This window comes from Agrobacterium vitis (assembly GCF_013426735.1).
GTDB lineage: Bacteria > Pseudomonadota > Alphaproteobacteria > Rhizobiales > Rhizobiaceae > Allorhizobium > Allorhizobium vitis_D.
In genome coordinates, this window is sequence record NZ_AP023276.1 from 46,328 (window position 1) to 65,214 (window position 18,887).

The following is an 18,887-nucleotide window of genomic DNA, read 5'->3' on the forward strand; positions in this document are numbered from 1 at the left end:
GCGCAAGTGTATGTGCTGGAAATGCTACGGGGGCCATGAGCCCCTGAGGGAGCGGCGAGACCCAGGCGCTGCGTGCGGTCGGCTTGTCAACTGTCACTCATGTCCATGGATGCCGAACTGGCGCTACTACGGGGGGGGCGAGGATCGAGCTGCCGCAAGGTGTCTGGCGTGTTTCTCGGATTGCTCTTCGGCGCGGTGTCACTCTCGGAATCATCCCCGCCTCCATTGGCCCAGGCATCCTGCGTCTTTGCCTTCAATCCGGTCTTCTGAAAATCGGTCCGCTTCTGTTCATAAGGGCTGATCCGTGCCTCAACGCCCATCTGCTTGGCAACCTCGGGCGTGATCGTGTCCTGATCCCGGTTGGTGGCGTAGAGCATCTTGAGCGCACCGGTGGAGCGACCATTCTTTGTACTGGTCGAAAATGTCTGGAGGTCCTTGTCGCCGAGCTTTTCTCCCTCCTTCAGCCGAACCTTGTCAGCCGGTGTCAGAACGTTTTCGGACGTCTGTCTCCAAACTTTATCCGCCTTAAAGCTCTTCGTGGCTAGGGCCAGATTTTTTCCAAGCCCGGCCTCCTTCCTCAGCTCCTCGAAGCGTTTCGGGTCCGTCTTTTTCAAGAAATCGGGGCTAATATAGGTGCCATGCTTATTGAGCATTCCAATGGTCAATTTATTCGGATTGTTGGTCAGTTTCTGATGCGTATCCTTGAAATCAGAGCGTTTGCTCCAGAAATTTTCATCTTTCAGAAGCTTGGCACTGACCAGAGATCCCGCGTTCTCTACGACGATCTTCGGAAGTTTTCTGTTATACTCATAGATGTCGCCCCGAAGCTCGTGAAACGCCTTCTGCGGCTCCAAACGACCACGTTTTTCGAGATCAGCCACGCTCCGGGTGATATTGTCGGTACCCTTGAGGCCAACATTCTCCTTCCCGTATTTTTCAGCCGCTCGCACGTAGTCCTGGGGATCGAGGGACGGCTGCATCGTCAGCCTGTAGCCCCATGGATTGCTTTTGCTGTCCTTGCGCAAGCTCATGTCCGGAAGGGTGTCGCCGCACCTGTCTTTTTCGTGATAATCCCATTTGCGAAACCGTTCACCGCCCGGCGTCTCGTGTCTGGCCCTGGGATCGTCCCGGTCGAGAGGCTTTTGATCCCTCCCCGCAAAGGATTTAATTTCCGATCCCACAGCCTCCTGAACATTGGCCCAGTTCTGCTTCCGAAACTCGGATTTCTCGCTGATTGACATGCCGGCGGGATAATCGAGGTCGTAGAAAGCAGCCGGTGCGGGTTTCAGGGGGCCGTTTTTTCCGTATTCAAGAACGACCGGGTAATCGGTCTTCTTCAGCTCGCTTCCGAAAGTCTTTTCAAAGAATTCGTCCGGGACGAGTTCCACCTGCCCCGGATATTTCACCTGGTTTCGCGGAACAGCTCTGTGCAAAGTAATCTCGACGGCCCCTTCCGCATATTTCGCAGCGACGGGTCCGCCCAACTCCACCGCGGCGAAATCGTCAATGAGGTCCAGCTCTTCTTCTTTCACCTTGGTGGTGCCTGACGTGTTTCCATAAGCCATGATATCCATCCTTGTCCTGCGGCCGGTCTTTCGGCGGGTCAGTGTTGGTGGGCAGGTTCGTCCATAAGGGCGAGGGCTGCTTCGTCATCCATCAGCTCGATCTCTTCGTCATGCGTGACATAGCGCACCACGCCAGGTCCCGCAGCCTGCGGGGAGGCCCTCCTGCCCTTGCGCAAGTCCAGGGTCCGACCGCTGTTTTCGGCGGCAGCTGGCAACGGCGGGGAATGGGTCAAATGTTTCAGGCTCATTGTCGTGTCCTTTCCTTTGATGACTGGGTCCTTTGATGACTGGGGCCGCTGATTATCGGTCCCTATGATGATCGGGCCCCCTGATTACCGAGAGCGATTACCCGGATCGCGTGAACCGTCGGTGCTGTTGCGGTTGTCAAGGCGACGGTCTTCGGCCGCGCGTGCCTCGCTCTGGGCGCGCGTGGTCACATTGGTCTGGCCCTCATAGGCGCGGCGCTGTTCCCGCAGTGCCTGAACCGACTCCCGGCGCAGACGCAGCGTTTCTGCCCGCAGCGCCGCTGCCTCCTGCGCGCTCACCGCACCGGTGCGCTGCTTGACGCGGCGGTTATGCGCCTGAAGGGCGGTGATCGCAGTGTCGCGGCGGCTGTCCGCCGCAGTCCTGCGCGCAACCAGAGGATCCTGCGCCGCCGCGGGGGCTCCGGACGCGCCGGTTTGTGCGCCCGAGGCTGTTGCGACAGGTACGGGGCGGGTCTGTGATGGTCCGGCGGAGCCGTCCCTTCCCCCTGACGAACCTGCCGTCCCGCCGCTTCCCGCCGCGCCGTTCTGTGCCGCCAGCGCCGGCTGCTCTCCTGTCCGCTGGCGCTTGTCCGGCGTGTCCTGCGTATCTCCGACGCGCTTGCGCTTGCCGGTCCCACGGTCCTCCCGCTCCACCGGCACAGTCGCGCGCGACGAACTGGCGAGCGGTTCAGACTGGTCACGCGCGCCTCCCGTTTCAATGTCATCCTCCGGTCCGGAAGATACGTCATGTTCACCCTGGCGCACCCGTTTGGCGGGAGGCATGTCCTCCTCGCCGGGGCGCGGACGCTTCCGGCTGCCGGAGGGGCCCCCGGCACCCTGCGCGGCACCCTGCCCGGCTGCGGCCATATCCGAAGCGGATGCCCGCGGCGGGGTTGGCGCCGGCGCACGGCGGGACGGCGGCGTAACTCGGTAGAGACTGTCGTCGTCATCCTCAACGCCGGCAGCTTCGTCGCCGCCCTCGGCGTCGTCATCAAAGGAGAAGGGACGCCGGCTTTGCGTCTGCAGGGGATCGTCCGCATCGTCCTGTCGTCCAGAGGCTGAGCTTAAACGCCTATTCCCCGACGTATCGTCATCCCCGGCATCGTCATCATCGTTGCTATCGCGCCCGAAATTCGAATCGAAATCCTCCGGCGTGTGCCGGGGCGAAGACGGATCGTTCGACCGGAAATCTCCATCTCCGCCGTCACCGTTATCGCTATCGTTATCTTCATCGTCCGAAGGCGCGGGACTGTCCAGCATCAAGCCAGGCGGCGTGCAACCGCGCGCCAGATCCGCGGCGGTCCGCTCGTCACCAAAGGCGTCGGGATGGTTTTCATCGTGGACGTCGTCCGGCGCCACGCCTTCGGCATCGTAGTCGAGGCCCATTCTGAGAATGTCGAGGTCCAGATCTTCCCCTTCACCCAGATCAGGAAGGAATGTCAGCGCGATATGTCGCCTTGCGGAAACCCGGACAGCAGTCTGACGCATGGCGTCATAACTGAAATGCGGATGATCCCGTTCGATCCTGAGCAAAGCCGCGTCCGCATGGCCGATCGGACGGCGGTTGACGACAACATGCAGATGCGGGTGACGCTCGTCTGGGCCCTCCCGATGGAAGGCAGCCACGTAGTCGTAGCTATAAACCGTGCCGTCAGCCTCCGGATAGCCCTCTTCGAAAACTTCCTCGGCCCATTCGAGACCGGCGGTCTCGGCTCTTTCCAGATAGTCCCCATTCCCGTCCTCCATATCCTCGACCGGCGGGAAACTCATGACGAAATGCATCGTCAGATTATGGTTGAGCTCTGTGCCGGGCGGAACATTCTGATAGACGCGCTGCGTGAATTCGCCGATGATCCGGTTCGTTTCCTGGATTTGATCGGGCGCATCCTGGGGAAGGGCATGTTCCGCCACACCGAAATAGCGCGCGGACTCAATCAGCCGGACAGGCGCGCGGTCCGGTCGGTTTTTGCGCGCCAGATATTTCAGCTGCTGCTTCAACTCAGCCGCGTTTCGCGTTCCTCCCGTTGTGACGCGCTTGATGACGGCGGCATGGGTGGGCATCGCGCGCTCTTCCTACTCTGCCTGGCTCTTGCGGTCGGCGTCCTTGAGAATGGTCATGCCATCCTGCCGGCGCAGGGAGACACTCAGGATGGATTGCAGCAGCGTATCGAGCGCTGTGAATTCGCGGCCAAAGGCTGAACGGTCGGCCATAAACCGTTGCATGTCCACCGAACCGTCGCGGACCGCGATACGGCTCAGTTGCCGCAGGCTGGTGGAGATCTGGCCGATCTCCTCGCTGATCCGGCACATGGACGTCCGCGTCGCCGCATCGATTTCGAGAAAACCGGCGATCCGCCGCGCGGCAATGCGCAGCGCCCGGCTGTGGCTGATGCCGAGAGCCTCCGTTTGCGCCGTGAAACATTCGTATTCCGCCCGGCGCAGGCGAACGCTGACAATCCTGTAAGCGTCGGGATCGACATAAGCGGGCATTCGCTTCTTCAGGATGGGTGCATCGTCTCGTCCGCTGGTCATAGTCGATTCTGTCATCGGACCGGTCACCTTTCATAGGATCATGCGCTTATTTCATCATATATTTCGACATTAAAACGCATACATTCAGCATATAATTTGATGCCTTACGTTTTTCAATGAAAATATATTTCGAAACAGTGACATTTGTAACGATATAGCTCTGGATCATCCTTTTATAAAACGATAAATGTACAATTACACATCCATACAGGCGTTTTATATTATCACTATTATATTGAGGGTCTCTGATGAAGCTTCTGACGTGCTGCTCTTTCAAGGGAGGCGCCGGCAAGACAACGGCATTGATGGGCCTGTGCTCGGCGTTTGCGTCCACCGGCAAGACCGTCGCCCTGTTCGAGGCGGACGAGAACAGGCCACTCAGCCGCTGGATGGAAAACGCGATTGAGAGCGGCACATGGGACTCGCAGTGCAAGGTCTTCGTCGCCGACGAACTATCCCTGCTGGAGGAAGCCTATGAAGAGGCCGAACAGGACGGCTTCGACTACGCGCTTGCCGATACGCATGGCGGATCAAGCGAGCTTAACAATACCATCATCGCCAGCTCGGATTTCCTGCTGGTTCCTACCATGCTGACCCCGCTCGATATCGACGAGGCCCTGTCAACCTATCGCTACATCATCGAGCTGCTGGTTGCCGAAAAGCTGGACGTTCAGACCGCCATCCTACAGCAGCGCGTTCCCGTCGGCCGGGCGACGACGTCGCACAAGGCCGCCTGCGAGTTGTTGAGCATTCTGCCGCAGTTCGGCGCCCCGATGTATGAGCGCGATGCTTTCGCGTCGATGAAGAAGCGTGGAATGCTGCATTTGACCCTGGCCGCCATGTCGGCAAATCCGTCCATGCGGCTGATGGCTCGCAATTACGAAACGGCGATGGACGAGGTCCGGGCGCTCGGGAACTTCGTCACGCATGCGCTGGAGGACTAACGGATGGGAATCCGCAAGCCTAGCGTCTCGGTCACGGAAGCCAAGCGCCTTGCCAGAAGTCGGCTTGAAGAGCCGCTGTCCGAAACAGCTTTGAACGCCCAGCCCGATGGCATGTCTGACGCTGTAACGGCTGCGGTTCCCAACGCGACCCCGTCCGCGTCACCAGAAATACCGGTCGAAATAGCGTCGCGTGAAGCCGTTACCCGGGTCGAGCCGCCCCGCATCGATCGCCGCAAACCGGAACCAGCCTTTGCCGAACCGCGCTGCGATGAACCGAAGATCCAGGTGTTTCTCTCCGCCCCCCTTCCGGCAGCCGGCATCAGCGACGCTTTCGACCGGCTCTGCAGGCAATATCCAGCCAACAAGGCGCTGCAAATGGTCCTGCGCCGTGCCCTCGATGTCTATGACACGCGGCTTGACAACGGATCGCACCTGACGGCGCCAAATGAATATCCGATCGACAACCTCAGCGCCATAACGGTCGTCCAGACTTCCCGCATGATGCCAGTCCGGCTGGTCGAAATCGCCCGGAGTTACTTTGACCCCCTTGGTTTTGAAAGCACGCGCGCGTTCGGCCGCAAGCTGGCCTGCGCCGCCCTGGCGACCTTTTTCGAGGCCGAGACCCGGCGACCCCGCTGAGATGCGGCGCGTGGTGGCCCGCCCGGTCATACGAGGGGTCATTGAAGACGACCCTTCGTATTCCTTTTGCAAATATCTCAAGCGGTGCAAGCATTTGAGATATCTGCAATGCCTTCAAGACGAGGATGCGGTCCACATCTTCGAGCCTTGGTATAAGGAGTAAAACATGCAGGCCGAAAACGATGCCATGAACGTGCTGACCGAGATCCGGCGGTTCCGCACACCGTCGCGCGTCCAGGCTTCCAATCGTCGGTCTCGTGCAGATGCTGGCGTACGTACCGGACAATCCGAGCAATGTGATCAGATTGCGCTTGAGATCGACGCCGAACTCAGCACCTTCATCCCTTCTCATGCTGCCTATGACTGGCAGCGGACCTGCGCGCTCGACCGGATCTTGAAGGACCGTCTCTTTCGCGCCGATCCAGCGAAGGACGGCGAACAGATCGCCGCGACACTGACCGCCATAGACGCGCAAGCCCCGCGCTTTATACCCGCGCTGGAGGCGAAGGATCTGAAGGGGCTTTATCGCAGCCTGGCGAGCTACCGTGATCTGAAGACGGCCGATCCGATGGAGTTCCCGCCGCTGGAACTGCTCGGCTATCGCAAGAACGGCGGCGAGCTGGACCACCAGATTTCCCCGTCCGTTACCATGCAAGCTCCGAACCGGGCAAAGTTCCGGGCAAATCTGACGGAGATCGATCGTCAACTTGACGCGCTCGTGCCGAAAGGCGCCTATTTCAACCCGCTGCGCCAGCAATTGGTTGATGTGGTGGCCGGCAATCCCACGATCAGAGACTGGATGGAACGCGAAGACCAGATCGCCAAAATGCGTGAAAAGAGCGACAGTCCAGATTTTATTCCCAACAGTGCGCACTACACGGTGAAGCAGCCGGTGGCGCAGCTTAAAGCCGCCATGGATGACGTGCAGACACGCATCTGCGCGGTCGCTGGAGTACCCAAACGTCTAACCCCTGGCGTGGCGATCGGGATCGGGACGAAAATTCAGGCTTATTATATGGCCATGACGCCCCACCATGCCGACGACAAGCCTCGGGTCGCGCCTCTGGTCGCCTGGCTGCGGAAAAGCCCGGCAACGGCCCGTCCGCCCGATCCCGTGCCGCAGCAGGTGCCGACGGGTATACGCCGCGCCGTCAGTCGCGAAACGCCATCCCCCACCCCTGTCCCGGACCATATTCAATCTGCGGCCAACGCCGTCCTGACCCGGCTGGACGCGGTCATCACCCCAAACCGGACCAATTTTTCGTACCGAACCCGTTTTCTTCAAAAAATGTCATACCACCGCAAGGCATTTCTTGGGCAAGATGTGGACGATGCTGCCGGATCACTGGGGACGTTCAAGCATCAGCATTACTGGCAGTTCAAGAAAGAAGACCAGATCCAGGCGCTGGCTGGAGCGTTGGACGGTTATCACAAAGCATGGTCGCAGCCGGACCGGCAGGAAATGTCCAACGCAGCGACACCAGACGGCGCCAACCGGCCCTCCTCATCGAAGCCTGACCGTGCGGCACAAAAGCGGGCCCGCTCGCAGGATGGTTCGTTGGACGAGGAGCGTCCTGGCAAGCAGGCGCGGCTTGAAGCGGACGCGCAGCCCACATCGCCGGAAAACAACAGCCGATACCACGAGCGCGCACGAGCGCGTCAGCACGGCAACGAACTCTGATGCCTCAGACCAACGGCCGTTGAAAATGGCAGCTGGTATTGCTTTTTCGAATATCTCGAGCCTTTGACGCATCCGCGCCTTATCCTGGTTTTCCGCTTGATTATTATCGGTTGCCCGGCAGGAAGGTCCTGCTCGTTGCCTTTCTTCTCGAACTGGCGGTGGCGCTTACAGCGCCGGCCGTCGATAAGCCTTCAACTCTCGAATTGATTCAATCTTTCCATCAGAGTGGCGACGAAAGCCTCCCCCGTCTCTATCCCGTCCTCCGCCTCGCGCTGCATCCGCCGCTTCACCACGCGCGGATCGGCAAGGCGCCGATGGTGTTCGCGCATCGCGGCATTGACGGCGAGGCGGAAGAGGTTGGGGCTTAACGGCTTGATGGCAAAGCGATAGATCCTGCCGCTATTGATCAGCCGGATCACCGTGTCGCTCTGCGGCGCCGAGGTCATCGCCACGGTGGTGATGGCCGGATCGATGCGGGCGATTTCGCCGAGCAAGGCGCTGATGTCCGTGCCGTCAACGGCGGTGCTGGTGACGATGACGCCGATCTCCTGGCGGGCGATCACCTCGATCGCCTCCCTGATCGACGTCGCAGGATGAACCTGGAAGTCACGCGAAAACATTTCGACGATTTCCAGCCGGTCCGCATCGCAGCCTTCAATCGCCAGCAGTTGCGAGGCGATGCTGAACTGGGTGCCCTTGGTATCGCCGCGCCAGATCGGCTGCATATTGCGGTGGCTGCTGCGGTTGCTGAGGGCAATCTCTGCGGCTTCCGCGATTGCAGCGCGCAGATCTGTCTGGTTCCAGGGCTTTCCGAGGAAGCGATGCACCTCGCCCTCATTGACAGCGCCGATAATGGCGACAAGATCGCTGTAGCCGGTCAGAAGCAACCGCACCGTTGCCGGCCAGCGCTGGCGGACCTGCGACAACAGCTCGATCCCGGTGACATCAGGCATGCGCTGGTCGCTGACCACCACATCGACCGGAATGGATTCGAGGATCGCCAATGCTTCCCGGGCACTGGGGGCCGTGTGGACCTCGTAATGGCCGCGAAACATGATCTTCAACAGCCGGACGACGCGTTCCTCGTCATCGACGAACAGAACCACGGGCTTTGCGTCCCTTGCCGGGCTTTCGGAGATCCTGTCTTCCGTCTGCCTGGTTCCGAGCGGCGTGGTTTCATCGGGTTCATCATGCATCGACTTGAAACCTTTCGTCGTCGGTATCGGCGCCTGCTGGCGTTTTAAATTTTAGATCGGGTCGTGACAATTCCGAAGTCAGGCCACTTTCACTGCTTGATCGGCGTCGGCTGGAGTATCGGCGAATTTCTCGTCCTGCCGTGGAAGCGTCAGTGTTACGACGGTTCCCATGCCCGGTTGCGAGTTTACCGTGATCGTGCCGCCATGGTTTTCGACGATCCGGTAACAGATCGCCAGCCCCATCCCGGTCCCCTGACCAACCGGCTTGGTGGTGAAGAATGGATCGAAAATCCGCGCCAGGGTTTCCGCGTCCATGCCGGGGCCGTTGTCGCAGATATCGATCTGCACCGTGTCGGAGGAGGTAATTCTGGTCCTGACCGTCAGCCGACCACGCCGGTCGAGCATCGCCATCGCGTCTGACGCATTGACGATCAGGTTGACGAGCACCTGGCGCAGCTGCGATGCCGAGCCGATAATCGGTGGCACGGCATCGAATTCGCGCCGGATCTCGGCCGTTGTGCCGATCTGCGGCCGGGCCACAGCAAGAGCCCCTTCGATGGCCTCTTCCACCGAAAAACTCTCGACATTCCCCTTATCCAGACGAGAGAAATTCTTCATCGTCTTGACCAGCGCCGTCATCTCGCTCAGGCCGTGCAGGCCATCCTCAAGCAGCAGTTCCATTTCCTCACGCTTGTCCTGGAGCGAGACCTCGTCATCCTCACTGTCAGCATCCTCGATAATGTCAGGGCTTTCCAGCAGACGTTCCTTGATCAGTTCGAACACCGCCGTCACATAAGCCAGCGGCGTGTTGATCTCGTGGGTGATGCCCGCCACCATCTGCCCGAGCGCCGAGAGTTTTGCCGATTGCATCAGCTGTTCCTCGGCATCATCGTTTGCCTGTTGCAGCACCCGATTTTCCTGGTTGAGTTTGGCGAACCGTTGCCACAAGACCGCGACGAAGGCAGCGGATGCCAGCAGCAGCAGCACCGCATTGACGATTGTCAGCTCCCAAAGACGCCGCTTTCCGGCCCCCTGTTCCGCCTCCAGTGCCAACAATTGCGTCTCGAGGTCGGTCACAGCGGCGTCGCTCGGGACTGCGGCGGTTTCCAGCATCAACGCATTGCCGCGCTGGCGTTCCCTGATCACCACTTCGGTCTGGGCGAGAAAGCGCTCGATCGGGCCGGAGAGCGTCGGCGAAAGCGATTGCGCGGCGGCCCGGGTCGAATCAATCCGCAGCTGCACCGCGTCGCGCAGCAATGGCGTCGGGGACATGGTGAAGCTGACCATCGCGGTAATCGTCTCCGTGACCAGATCGGAGATGCGCTTGTCCGACCCGTTGATGATGGCCAGAATGCCGGGCTGGCCGTAAGCATCGGCAATCGCGCTCGGCATCACCGCCACCGAATTGCGCAGCATGGCGTAACTTGCCTTCACCTGCTCGGAAAGCCTGTCCTTGGTGGTGATGGTCTGCTGATATCCGGCAAGGGAAGGTTTGAGGGGGGCAAGCGTGTCATTGCTGTCAACGATCGTCGCAAGCTCCGTCACGCCGCGTTTCAGCTGCGCCGCCGTCCGCGTCACCGCATCGTAATTTCGGGCAATGCCGAGTTGCAGTGACAAGAGTTCGGCATCCCAGCCCGCTTCGGTCGTCCGTAACGCATCGAACCGGCTGCGGAAATCGGCAAGCGGCCGATCAGGCTGCTGCATCAGCCAGACCAGACTGCAGAGCCCCGCCGACAAGGCCACGATCACACCGACACAGGCCATCCAGCCGCGTTTCGATACGGCGAAATCCTTGATCGAAAAACTGTTCAACGCTGCAAAACTCCCTCTATACTCATTGTAGACGGTCGGGAAGCGCAATCCTGATCCTAACGATCTTCCAACGGAGCGCCGTTATACTCGCCTGAAAGCGAGTTGAGGAAATCCTTGAGAGCGGCAATGTCGCCATCGGAAATCTCGCGCCCGAGTTGATATTGCGCCATGACTGAAATCGCGGCTTCGAGCGTTGCCGCCGATCCGTCGTGAAAGTAGGGCGCCGTGTGCTGTACGTTGCGCAGCACCGGCACCCGGAAAACCGGTCGTACGTCGTCGATACCGGAGCCCTTTGCCGATCCCGGCGTAGTGGCGCCAAGCGCCGCTGCCTGCGGCGTGCCGAAAATTCCGAACACCTGTAGCATGTTACCGCCGACATTGACCCCCTGGTGGCACGAGACGCAACCATAGGTCTTGAACAGCTGGTAGCCATGTTGTGCCTGCGGGCTGATGGCCTGGCTGTCACCGCGCAAAAATCGGTCAAACGGCGCATTGGGGGTGATCAGCGATGTCTGGTACTGCACCAGCGTATCGATAACGGTGTCGCGCTGTAGTCCCTCGCGATAGAGCTGCTGAAATGCCGTGTTCAACGAACTGTCGTTTCGAAGGGTCGCCACCACCTGGTCCCACTTGGCGCCCATCGTCGAGGGGTTTTCGACGATCCGTTTCGTCTGTTCAGCCAGGCTGATGTCCAGTCCGGCCCAGGTGAGTTTGCTGCTGAGGCCGACATTGAACAGCGACAGCGCGTTGGTGGCGCCGGGATGGCCGGGCAGGCCGCGGGAAATTGGCAAACCGTCGGTCAGACCGCGGTTGATAAAGTGGCAGCTTGCGCAGGAAACGCCGTTGCCGGCCGACAGGCGGCTATCAGAAAACAGCATGCGTCCCAACTCCACCTTGCGCGGATCGACATCGACGGTCGCTGGAACGGGTGTAATCGGCTCTTCGCTCAGGGGTTCGGCAGCGAGCACCTGCCTTGCCGCAGGCATCACTGTGATCCCGACGATCGCCAGGCCGCACATCACCAGAAAGGCGCAGGCGCTGCGCATGACGATAGATCGCCCGGCAATCCGGTTGATTGCGGGTTGTGGCGCGGCAGGCTCGTTGATGAAGGGTGCAGCGGCTTTCCTGGCAAGCCCTCTGAAGAAATTGGCGTTCATGCGCCACGTCTCCTTTTCGCGCTTCCATGGCTGGCGGGACGGCGATGGACGGTAATGACCGTCTCGTCCCAAAGGTCCATTGTGTACACGTTCAGACAGGATGGCGCCATGCATAATCGGCATGGTGCAATATGGCCGATGACGGATCGCTACCGCACAGTCCTCCGCAAATATTTGACTCCTAGTCACATTTTGGTCAAGTTGGTGACCGAGTTATTTTACAACCGCGTAAATCTTGTGGTGGAGATTTGTGGTTTCGGGGTTTTTGATACGCAGTCTTTTCAGCACAAAATGATTGCCCGGCATATCCGGCCCAGCGCTTCACAACTCCTGAAACTGAAACAAGGGCAGGTTGCCGGTGGCAACCGGATCTCGCCTGGGACCGGAATGGGACATGACGGGTTTGGAACCAAAAGGGTCTTCCAGGAACAGCGCCGGGCCGCCGCCAATATCCGCAGCGGCGTTGAAAACCGACCATGAGACCGCCGCCGCCCTGGATCGGAAGCTCGCTGGCATTGACATCAATCTTCTTGTCTCCCTGGAAGCCCTGTTGATCTGTCGCAACGTAACCCATGCGGCACGGCGGATCGGCCAGACACAACCGGCGATGAGCCGGGCGCTCGGACGGCTGCGCGATCTTCTCGGCGATGACATTCTGGTGCGCAGTTCAACGGGGTTGAGACTGACGGCCCGTGGTGAGCATCTTGCGCAAATCGTGCCGCCGACGATGTCCAACCTGCGCGACCTCCTGTCTTCCCGCCAGTCCGAACCGAGCATTCGGCTGAGCATCAACGCCCACCTGATGCCTGCCCTGCTTCCGCATTTCCTGCGCTCGTCAGACCATGGCAACGAGGTGCTAAGGGTCAGCACCCACAAATCCTGCGAGGAAGGCCTGAACCAGCTTCGAACGAGGACCGTGCAATATATGCTTGGCGCCGCCGAAAACATCGGCGAGGACATCGACAAGGAAATCGTCTTTCGCGAGGATTTCGTGACGCTGGTTGCCTTCGAGCGCCACAGTCTCGGCGGTGCGCGACCGACGCCCGAGGCTTTTCTGGACCTCACCCATGTCAGCCTGGTCGAAGATGGCGCGCCGGTGTTTCCGCAGCTGGCTGAAGCAATGACGCGCAGCGGCATAAGGTCAGCGCAGTTGTTTGAGGTTCCCGACGTCACCTCGGCGGCGTTGATGGTGTCTGAAAGCAAGCTGGCGCTGACGGTACCAAGGTCGATAGCCGGCTGGCTGACACGCACCCTGCCCTTGTCTGCGCTGCTGCCGCCGATCGACATCCCATCCCAGGAGGTTTGCATGTGCTGGCTGGCGCACGACCAGGACGATCAGGATGTCAGGCGCGTTGTGGACTGTATCGGCAGCTCGGCCCGTGAGGCATGCGCACTGGATCAGGCCCAGGTTCGCACGGTCAGATCCCTCAGCGGTCGGGAGTAGCGTCGATGTCCGCGACCATGCCCGTGCAGATCTCCGAGACCGATCAGACGTTCGATCTCGGTGGCGTCGATCTCAACCTGCTTGTCGTTCTCAATGCCCTGCTGCGCTGTCGCAATATCACCCATGCGGGCAACGAAGTCCGTCTCAGCCAACCGGCAACGACCCGGGCGCTGACTAGGCTGCGTCAGATGTTCGACGACGATCTGCTGGTGCGCGACCAACGCAGCTTCGAGCTGACGCCGTTGGCGGAACGGCTGATGCCGAAAATTGCAGCCGCATTGGCCAATATCGAGAAGATATTCGTCAGGCTGAACCCTGCACCTGCACGGTTCAGCCTGGCCATGCCGGATCATCTGGCGCTTGGCCTGGTTGGCAATCTGGCGGGATATTTCCGGGAAGTCTCGCCGACGACGGTATTCCTGCCGGTCGTCGGCTTGCGCAACGTGCTGAACCAGCTCGAAGAGGGGCAGCTGGATCTGGTCCTCGGCATTGCCGACGATGCGCCGCCGGGCTTCTTTTCCCGCATGCTTCCCGCCATGCCATCGCTCTGCATCGCCAGCCCCGGCCACGCCGCAAACAACGGCAGGATCGCCTATCCGGATCTGGGTCGCTTCCTGTCGATCCGCGTCGGGTCCGATTATAGCAGCGGCTTCGGCGAGGTCTATGATGGGCTCGAAGCCTTGAGGCCGCGCGGCGGGCAGACGGTGACAGCCCCCGATATCCATACCGCAGCCCGGCTTTTGCAGGATACCGATGCCGTGATGGTGCTGCCGGGCGTCTCCGCGCTCTATATCGCCGCACGCTATGGGCTGACGACATTCGTTCCCTCCGCAGGGCCCGCGCTGCCGACCTATCAGGTGTCGCTGCTCTGGCATGAGCGCTGGCACCGCAACAGCATCCATGCCGGCGTCCGCAGCATGATCGCCTCGCATGTGATGGAAGGGGATGGCTAGAGTCTGTCAGGTTCAGATTGAACCAGCCCGATGCTCTATCAGAACCACAGGCAGGAAAGCGGAACAGCCGCAAGGCGATCACCGAACGGTATGACGTCGGCGCCGTCATAAAGCACGATACCGGATGCGAACCGGTCCTTGCAGGTTTCAGCCAGCGTTTTCAGGCCGCCGAAGTCATCGGCGCGAACCGTCGCGCTTGCCTTGATCTCGATACCGGCTATTCTTCCGTCGTCACGTTCAAGCACGATATCGACTTCCTTCATCTGCTGATCGCGAAAATGATAGGGCGTGAGCCTGAGATCCGAGCCGGTCATCAGCTTGGCAACTTCGCTATAGACGAAGCTTTCCAGCAAAGCGCCGAAGTCTCCCTTGTTCTGCTTGATCCGCTCAAACGTCAGGCCACGGCTCGTGGCCAGCAGGCCGGAATCGACAAAATGAATTTTTGGCGTTTTGACGATTCGCTTCAGGGCATTCGTGAACCAGGGCTGTAGAGTCTCGACCAGGAAGATCTGCTCGAGCAGACCGACATAGCGTTGGCCGGTCTTGTGACTGACACCGATACCGCCACCGAACTGGGAGTAGTTGACCAATTGACCGGAATGCTCGGCGAGCAAACGGACGAATTTTGGAAGCTCACTCAGCCTTGTCACCTCGGCGATATCGCGCAGATCCCGCGTCAGAACGGATGAGAGATAGGCTCTCGCCCAGTCCTGGCGTCGGCGCTCGGTCGAACGGCTGATCGCCTCGGGAAATCCCCCGGTCAGAACAATGTTCATCAGGTCATCGCCAACGATTGGCACCTGATCGGCCTTCAATCCAGCCTCGAAAAGCCTCGCCAGGAAAGTCGATTGGCGTCCGAGAATTTCAGCCTGGGCAAGCGGCAGCATCTTGATCGTCTCGATCCGGCCCGCCAGACTATCGGCAACCTGTGGCAGCGTCAGAACGTTTGCTGAGCCCGTCAGCAAAAACCGGCCCGGTCGGTAATCCTCATCAACAGATCTCTTGATGGCGAGCAGCAATTCGGGTGCTCGCTGTATCTCGTCGATGATCGCCCGATCCAGACCACGAATGAATCCGACCGGATCAGCTTGGGCAGCACCGAGCGCGGTCTGGTCGTCAAGCGTGATGTAGGCGGCACCCGTATCGCTCATGCCGCGGGCCAAAGTCGTCTTTCCAGACCGGCGTGGACCGATGATCAACACCACGGGCGTATCGGAAAGCGCTTCCCTCACGCGGGATTCAACAAGTCGTCTATACACGCTGGGTCTCTCCGTTTTTTGGAGTTAGCGCGTATGATAATTGGAAGTCAATAGAATGATGTTTGGGATTCTTGATATCGGTGTCTGGGATTTTGAAGCTGGCAGACTCAATCATCGGTACCGATATTCACGTTCGGTATGCATGACGAAATGGTTTTCTGCGAGCCCATATCAGCGTTCTGCGGAAGGCAGGATGTCAAAAAGTCGATCCTGTCGCCAGCTTTCACATTCAAGTCCTGAGCAGATCCGCCATTGATTTCCAGGACGTAACGGACTGGGACTGCCGACGTTATTATGGTGTCCGATGTCGGTCGGGCATTGGCTATGACCTGCTCAATTCTTCCATGACCGTCGATGAACAGGATATCGAGCGGTATGACCGTGTTCCTCATCCACATCTGCACGACGCGCGCTGGCCTATAGGAAAAAAGCATCCCGTGCCCCACGGGAAGATGATTGCGATACATCAGCCCTCGGGCGCGCTGGGCTCTCGTCTTGGCCAGTTCGACTGTCAGAAGGATGGGCTCATGGTGGCTGGTGTTTACTTCGATTTGCGTGGTTTCAAACGCTATAGGGCGCGGTCTGCCGAAGAGCCATGCCAGTCCGACGAATATAAAGGCGACACCGAAGGTTATTGTGAACAAAACCGCCGCTGATTTTTTCACAGTCCAAACCCCGATCAGTCAATCCATCATTTTGAAAGCCACGCCCGCAGCTAGTGCATCGATCCAAACGGAGGCTTCAGCCGATTTTGGATCGATGCATAAACAAAAAATGAGTGCACGAAAGCATGAACGAAGTGAATGCGTCAGTGCACTAGGCTTTCGGTTATGATTTTGATGACATGGGCAGAACATCGAAGCGACGAATAAAGTGTTGCATCTGTAGGCGCGCGCCTCCCAGTATTTCCTGGCCTTCCCCAAAAGACTGATTCAAGCGGCGTTGTTAAACGCTGACCATCCGTGCCATGCCGAGAACGCGCTCCTCGCCGCCTTTTGGCCCGATGACCTGGAGGCTTGATGCGAGAGGGTCGGAAGCCCCGTGGACCGGCAGGGAAACGGCAGGGTGGCCTGTGTGGTTGAACAGGCAGGTCAGGCGAACCATGCCCATGGTGAAATCCTGCTGGACCCCTGTTATCGCCAGCAGTTCGGCCGCCTTTTCCGGGCGTGCGACGCAGAGCGTCGGTGCCAGGATCGCATCGACGTTTTGCAGCACGCTATCGACGGCCCGCGTCATGGCGGCGCGCTCGACGCGGGCATCGACATAGGCTCCAACGCTCATCTCCCTTGCCGCTGCAAACCAATCGCGGGCAAGAGCAGGATAGGCATCGATGTCGGCGGGATGCTGGGCGCAATGATAGGCTGCCGCTTCCACCAGGAAAATCCGGCCATGCATCGAAACCACGTCATCGAGCGCCGGTAACTTTACCTCCACCACTTGCACATTGTTTTCGGCCAGACGTTCGAGCGCAAGCCGCATGGCATCGCGGATCGGTGCATCAGCGCATTCGATCCATGCCGGATCATAGCCGACCCGTCTGGGTTTGCTGACGGGAACCGGAGGAACCAGCGTCAGCGCGCGCCAGAGAACGGCGACGTCATCCACGGATCGGGCCATGGGGCCAACGTGATCGAGAGATTTCACCAGCGGAAAGATCCCCTCCATCGGCAGCGCGCCAAAACTCGGCTTGAGGCCGACCGTGCCGCAACAGGCCGAGGGAATGCGGATGGAGCCACCGGTATCCGTGCCGATGGCACCAAGGCAGAAGCCAGCCGCAAGTGCAGCGCCTGAGCCGCCGCTTGATCCTCCGACGGTCAGATCCGGGTCTGCCGGATGGGTCACCTCGGCAGTGCGGGTTCCAAAGGCGCCCGGGTCGCTGACGGACAGGCCGACGATAATCGCTCCAGCGGCGCGCAACCGGGCGGTGATCCATGAATCTCCGGCGGGGACGTGCGTGGTGCGAAAGGCAAGACCAGCCGAGCAGGACACCCCGGCGGTGTCGCAGTTTTCCTTGACCACGACGGGCAGGCCCGCGAGAACAGGCAGATTTTCTCCAGCGCGGATCGAGATGTCGAGGGCGGCGGCGTCCTGCATCGCCTGTTCGGAAAGACCATGCCGAAGCGCATGCAGATGACCGTTATCGTGTTCAATACGGGCGAGAAAACGCGAGATCAGCTCCTGAGCACTGATATCGCGCCCGCGGATGGCGGCAAGGGCCGCCATCGCGCTAGTGTCGAACGGTTGTTTTGTGTCAGCGCTCATCCTCGGCCGATCAAAGGGTGCAGCCGGCGACCACGGGATCGATCTGACCGAAATTCTTGATCGGCTCCCAATGGCCCTTGGCATTTCCGCGCGCCAGGATGCTATTGGAGCGCATCACATTGTTGGCGGCGAAATTGACTTTTCCCTGCGGTGCGTCGAATTCGACCTGATCGAGCGCGTCGATGACGGCCTCGGTTTGCGTGGAACCGGCCTTCTCCACCGCAAGCTTATAAAGATGGACGGCATTATAGGCAGCCTCGCCAATGGCGTTGATAGGCTTGTCGGCGCCGAACATCTCGCCGTAAGCCTTCTTGAACGCGACGTTCCTCTCGTTTTCGACACTCATGAAATAGGCCTGGTTGGAGATCGTTCCCGCCGTCAGCTCTGGATGGAAGAATGAGAACAGCTCGTCAAGGCCATTGGAAAACAGCTGCTGCTTGAAACCAAAACTCTTGTACTGCTTGAGGCAGGTGATGAGGTCGTTGCCTGCCACCATAACCCAGACGAAGTCCGGTTTCGCGGCCCTGACGCGATCAAAGACCGGTCCGAAGTCCTGCGTACCGAAGGGCAGGAAATCCTCGCCGACCACTTTGCCGCCCTTGGCTTCCATGGCGGCACGAATGGCCGTGGCGCTCTCGCGCGGCCAGACATAGTCAGAGCCGATGATATAGGTGGATTTTCCCTCATTGGCGGTCAACCAGTCAACCGAGGGCACGATCTGCTGATTGGGAATTTGCCCCGTCGAGAAGAAATAGCGGTCGCAGACATTGCCTTCATAGTAAGTCGTGTAGATCACCAACTTCTTGGCGGGCGTGGTGACGCTGCGCGCGGCAACATGTGTCAGACTGGCAATCAGACCGATGATCGCATCGACCTTGTCGCCGCTGACGAGTTTCCTGGCCTTGTCGATGGCGCCGCGCGTCGTCGTCTGGTCATCCTCGACGACGAAATCGACCTTGCGACCGGCAATGCCGCCGCCCTTGTTGATTTCGCTCACGGCGAGCTTGAAACAATTGAGCTGCGTTTCGCCCAGGATGGTTTCGAGGCCGGTGAGACCGGAGAGAAAGCCGAGCTTGATCGGGGTGGTTTCGGCACGCAGGATAGCCGGCATGCCCAATGAGAAAGCGGAGGCCGCCAATGTGCCCGTCCCAAGGGCCTTCAGCGTCGTTCGTCTGGAAATCAGCTTCGAAGTCATTTT

At 59.6% G+C, this 18,887-nt stretch carries 17 protein-coding genes; 6 read left to right on the forward strand and 11 right to left on the reverse strand.

Features of this window, described 5'->3' with window-relative positions; genetic code table 11:
• Positions 1-86 precede the first annotated feature (86 nt).
• From H1Y61_RS25745 to H1Y61_RS25760, 4 genes are all read right to left on the reverse strand, one after another.
• Positions 87-1,574 carry a VirE2 family protein gene (locus H1Y61_RS25745; RefSeq protein ID WP_180575667.1) on the reverse strand — a complete coding sequence of 496 codons (1,488 nt, stop codon included), beginning with the start codon at positions 1,572-1,574 and terminating at the stop codon, positions 87-89.
• 29 nt (positions 1,575-1,603) lie between these two features.
• Positions 1,604-1,813 (reverse strand): hypothetical protein, encoded by a 210-nt coding sequence (locus tag H1Y61_RS25750; RefSeq protein WP_174113250.1) that lies wholly within the window; start codon positions 1,811-1,813, stop codon positions 1,604-1,606.
• An 84-nt stretch (positions 1,814-1,897) separates the two neighbouring features.
• Positions 1,898-3,871: a relaxase/mobilization nuclease domain-containing protein gene (locus H1Y61_RS25755; protein WP_180575624.1), complete on the reverse strand. Its 1,974-nt coding sequence runs from the start codon at positions 3,869-3,871 to the stop codon at positions 1,898-1,900.
• A 12-nt stretch (positions 3,872-3,883) separates the two neighbouring features.
• Complete coding sequence (locus tag H1Y61_RS25760; RefSeq protein WP_174113248.1) at positions 3,884-4,357, reverse strand: DNA mobilization endonuclease VirD1/MobC family subunit; 474 nt, start codon at positions 4,355-4,357, stop codon at positions 3,884-3,886.
• 233 nt (positions 4,358-4,590) lie between these two features.
• On the opposite strand from H1Y61_RS25760, the gene H1Y61_RS25765 reads away from it, so the two are divergent.
• The 3 genes from H1Y61_RS25765 (at position 4,591) to H1Y61_RS25775 (ending at position 7,606) form a co-directional block, all read left to right on the forward strand.
• Entirely contained in the window at positions 4,591-5,286 is a 696-nt protein-coding gene (locus tag H1Y61_RS25765) for a conjugal transfer ATPase VirC1 (RefSeq protein ID WP_174113247.1), read from the forward strand.
• A gap of 3 nt (positions 5,287-5,289) precedes the next feature.
• Positions 5,290-5,925: a VirC2 family conjugal transfer protein gene (locus H1Y61_RS25770; RefSeq protein ID WP_180575625.1), complete on the forward strand. Its 636-nt coding sequence runs from the start codon at positions 5,290-5,292 to the stop codon at positions 5,923-5,925.
• Positions 5,926-6,091: 166 nt separating this feature from the next.
• Positions 6,092-7,606 carry a hypothetical protein gene (locus tag H1Y61_RS25775; RefSeq protein ID WP_180575626.1) on the forward strand — a complete coding sequence of 505 codons (1,515 nt, stop codon included), beginning with the start codon at positions 6,092-6,094 and terminating at the stop codon, positions 7,604-7,606.
• A 191-nt stretch (positions 7,607-7,797) separates the two neighbouring features.
• Here the strand turns inward: H1Y61_RS25775 and H1Y61_RS25780 are convergent, their stop codons facing one another.
• The 3 genes from H1Y61_RS25780 to H1Y61_RS25790 all read right to left on the reverse strand — a co-directional run bounded on the left by H1Y61_RS25780 (position 7,798) and on the right by H1Y61_RS25790 (position 11,771).
• Positions 7,798-8,802 (reverse strand): response regulator, encoded by a 1,005-nt coding sequence (locus H1Y61_RS25780; protein WP_174113244.1) that lies wholly within the window; start codon positions 8,800-8,802, stop codon positions 7,798-7,800.
• A gap of 78 nt (positions 8,803-8,880) precedes the next feature.
• Positions 8,881-10,614, reverse strand: a complete 1,734-nt coding sequence (locus H1Y61_RS25785) for an ATP-binding protein (RefSeq protein WP_174113243.1) — start codon at positions 10,612-10,614, stop codon at positions 8,881-8,883.
• Between the two features lie 56 nt (positions 10,615-10,670).
• The gene (locus tag H1Y61_RS25790; RefSeq protein ID WP_180575627.1) at positions 10,671-11,771 is read right to left on the reverse strand and encodes a cytochrome-c peroxidase; all 1,101 of its coding nucleotides are present in this window, start codon (positions 11,769-11,771) and stop codon (positions 10,671-10,673) included.
• 108 nt (positions 11,772-11,879) lie between these two features.
• Here H1Y61_RS25790 and H1Y61_RS25795 point away from each other — a divergent pair, with 108 nt between their 5' ends.
• The 3 genes from H1Y61_RS25795 to H1Y61_RS25805 are packed head-to-tail and all read left to right on the forward strand — an operon-like array spanning position 11,880 to position 14,168.
• Positions 11,880-12,251 (forward strand): hypothetical protein, encoded by a 372-nt coding sequence (locus tag H1Y61_RS25795; protein ID WP_180575628.1) that lies wholly within the window; start codon positions 11,880-11,882, stop codon positions 12,249-12,251.
• The gene (locus H1Y61_RS25800; protein ID WP_180575629.1) at positions 12,166-13,215 is read left to right on the forward strand and encodes a LysR family transcriptional regulator; all 1,050 of its coding nucleotides are present in this window, start codon (positions 12,166-12,168) and stop codon (positions 13,213-13,215) included. The genes H1Y61_RS25795 and H1Y61_RS25800 overlap by 86 nt, the downstream gene beginning before the upstream one ends.
• Positions 13,216-13,220: 5 nt before the next feature.
• Complete coding sequence (locus tag H1Y61_RS25805; RefSeq protein WP_174113239.1) at positions 13,221-14,168, forward strand: LysR family transcriptional regulator; 948 nt, start codon at positions 13,221-13,223, stop codon at positions 14,166-14,168.
• Between the two features lie 38 nt (positions 14,169-14,206).
• On the opposite strand, the gene H1Y61_RS25810 is transcribed toward H1Y61_RS25805, so the two are convergent.
• The 4 genes from H1Y61_RS25810 to H1Y61_RS25825 form a co-directional block, all read right to left on the reverse strand.
• Positions 14,207-15,427, reverse strand: coding sequence for an ATP-binding protein (locus tag H1Y61_RS25810; RefSeq protein ID WP_180575630.1), 1,221 nt, complete (start codon positions 15,425-15,427; stop codon positions 14,207-14,209).
• A 107-nt stretch (positions 15,428-15,534) separates the two neighbouring features.
• On the reverse strand, positions 15,535-16,092 hold the full coding sequence (locus H1Y61_RS26870) for a DUF192 domain-containing protein (RefSeq protein ID WP_235681022.1): 558 nt from the start codon (positions 16,090-16,092) through the stop codon (positions 15,535-15,537).
• A gap of 280 nt (positions 16,093-16,372) precedes the next feature.
• Complete coding sequence (locus H1Y61_RS25820; RefSeq protein ID WP_180575631.1) at positions 16,373-17,689, reverse strand: amidase; 1,317 nt, start codon at positions 17,687-17,689, stop codon at positions 16,373-16,375.
• A gap of 10 nt (positions 17,690-17,699) precedes the next feature.
• A complete protein-coding gene (locus H1Y61_RS25825; protein ID WP_235681023.1) occupies positions 17,700-18,884 on the reverse strand; it encodes a substrate-binding protein in 1,185 nt (394 codons plus the stop codon).
• Positions 18,885-18,887 lie beyond the last annotated feature (3 nt).

Bases quoted from the DNA above. Each gene is read 5' to 3' on its own strand.
- H1Y61_RS25745 (WP_180575667.1), bottom strand. From the start codon at position 1,574: ATGGATATCATGGCTTATGGAAACACGTCAGGCACCACCAAGGTGAAA.
- H1Y61_RS25750 (WP_174113250.1), bottom strand. From the start codon at position 1,813: ATGAGCCTGAAACATTTGACCCATTCCCCGCCGTTGCCAGCTGCCGCC.
- H1Y61_RS25755 (WP_180575624.1), bottom strand. From the start codon at position 3,871: ATGCCCACCCATGCCGCCGTCATCAAGCGCGTCACAACGGGAGGAACG.
- H1Y61_RS25760 (WP_174113248.1), bottom strand. From the start codon at position 4,357: ATGACAGAATCGACTATGACCAGCGGACGAGACGATGCACCCATCCTG.
- H1Y61_RS25765 (WP_174113247.1), top strand. From the start codon at position 4,591: ATGAAGCTTCTGACGTGCTGCTCTTTCAAGGGAGGCGCCGGCAAGACA.
- H1Y61_RS25770 (WP_180575625.1), top strand. From the start codon at position 5,290: ATGGGAATCCGCAAGCCTAGCGTCTCGGTCACGGAAGCCAAGCGCCTT.
- H1Y61_RS25775 (WP_180575626.1), top strand. From the start codon at position 6,092: ATGCAGGCCGAAAACGATGCCATGAACGTGCTGACCGAGATCCGGCGG.
- H1Y61_RS25780 (WP_174113244.1), bottom strand. From the start codon at position 8,802: ATGCATGATGAACCCGATGAAACCACGCCGCTCGGAACCAGGCAGACG.
- H1Y61_RS25790 (WP_180575627.1), bottom strand. From the start codon at position 11,771: ATGAACGCCAATTTCTTCAGAGGGCTTGCCAGGAAAGCCGCTGCACCC.
- H1Y61_RS25795 (WP_180575628.1), top strand. From the start codon at position 11,880: ATGCATAATCGGCATGGTGCAATATGGCCGATGACGGATCGCTACCGC.
- H1Y61_RS25800 (WP_180575629.1), top strand. From the start codon at position 12,166: ATGACGGGTTTGGAACCAAAAGGGTCTTCCAGGAACAGCGCCGGGCCG.
- H1Y61_RS25805 (WP_174113239.1), top strand. From the start codon at position 13,221: ATGTCCGCGACCATGCCCGTGCAGATCTCCGAGACCGATCAGACGTTC.
- H1Y61_RS25820 (WP_180575631.1), bottom strand. From the start codon at position 17,689: ATGAGCGCTGACACAAAACAACCGTTCGACACTAGCGCGATGGCGGCC.
- H1Y61_RS25825 (WP_235681023.1), bottom strand. From the start codon at position 18,884: ATGACTTCGAAGCTGATTTCCAGACGAACGACGCTGAAGGCCCTTGGG.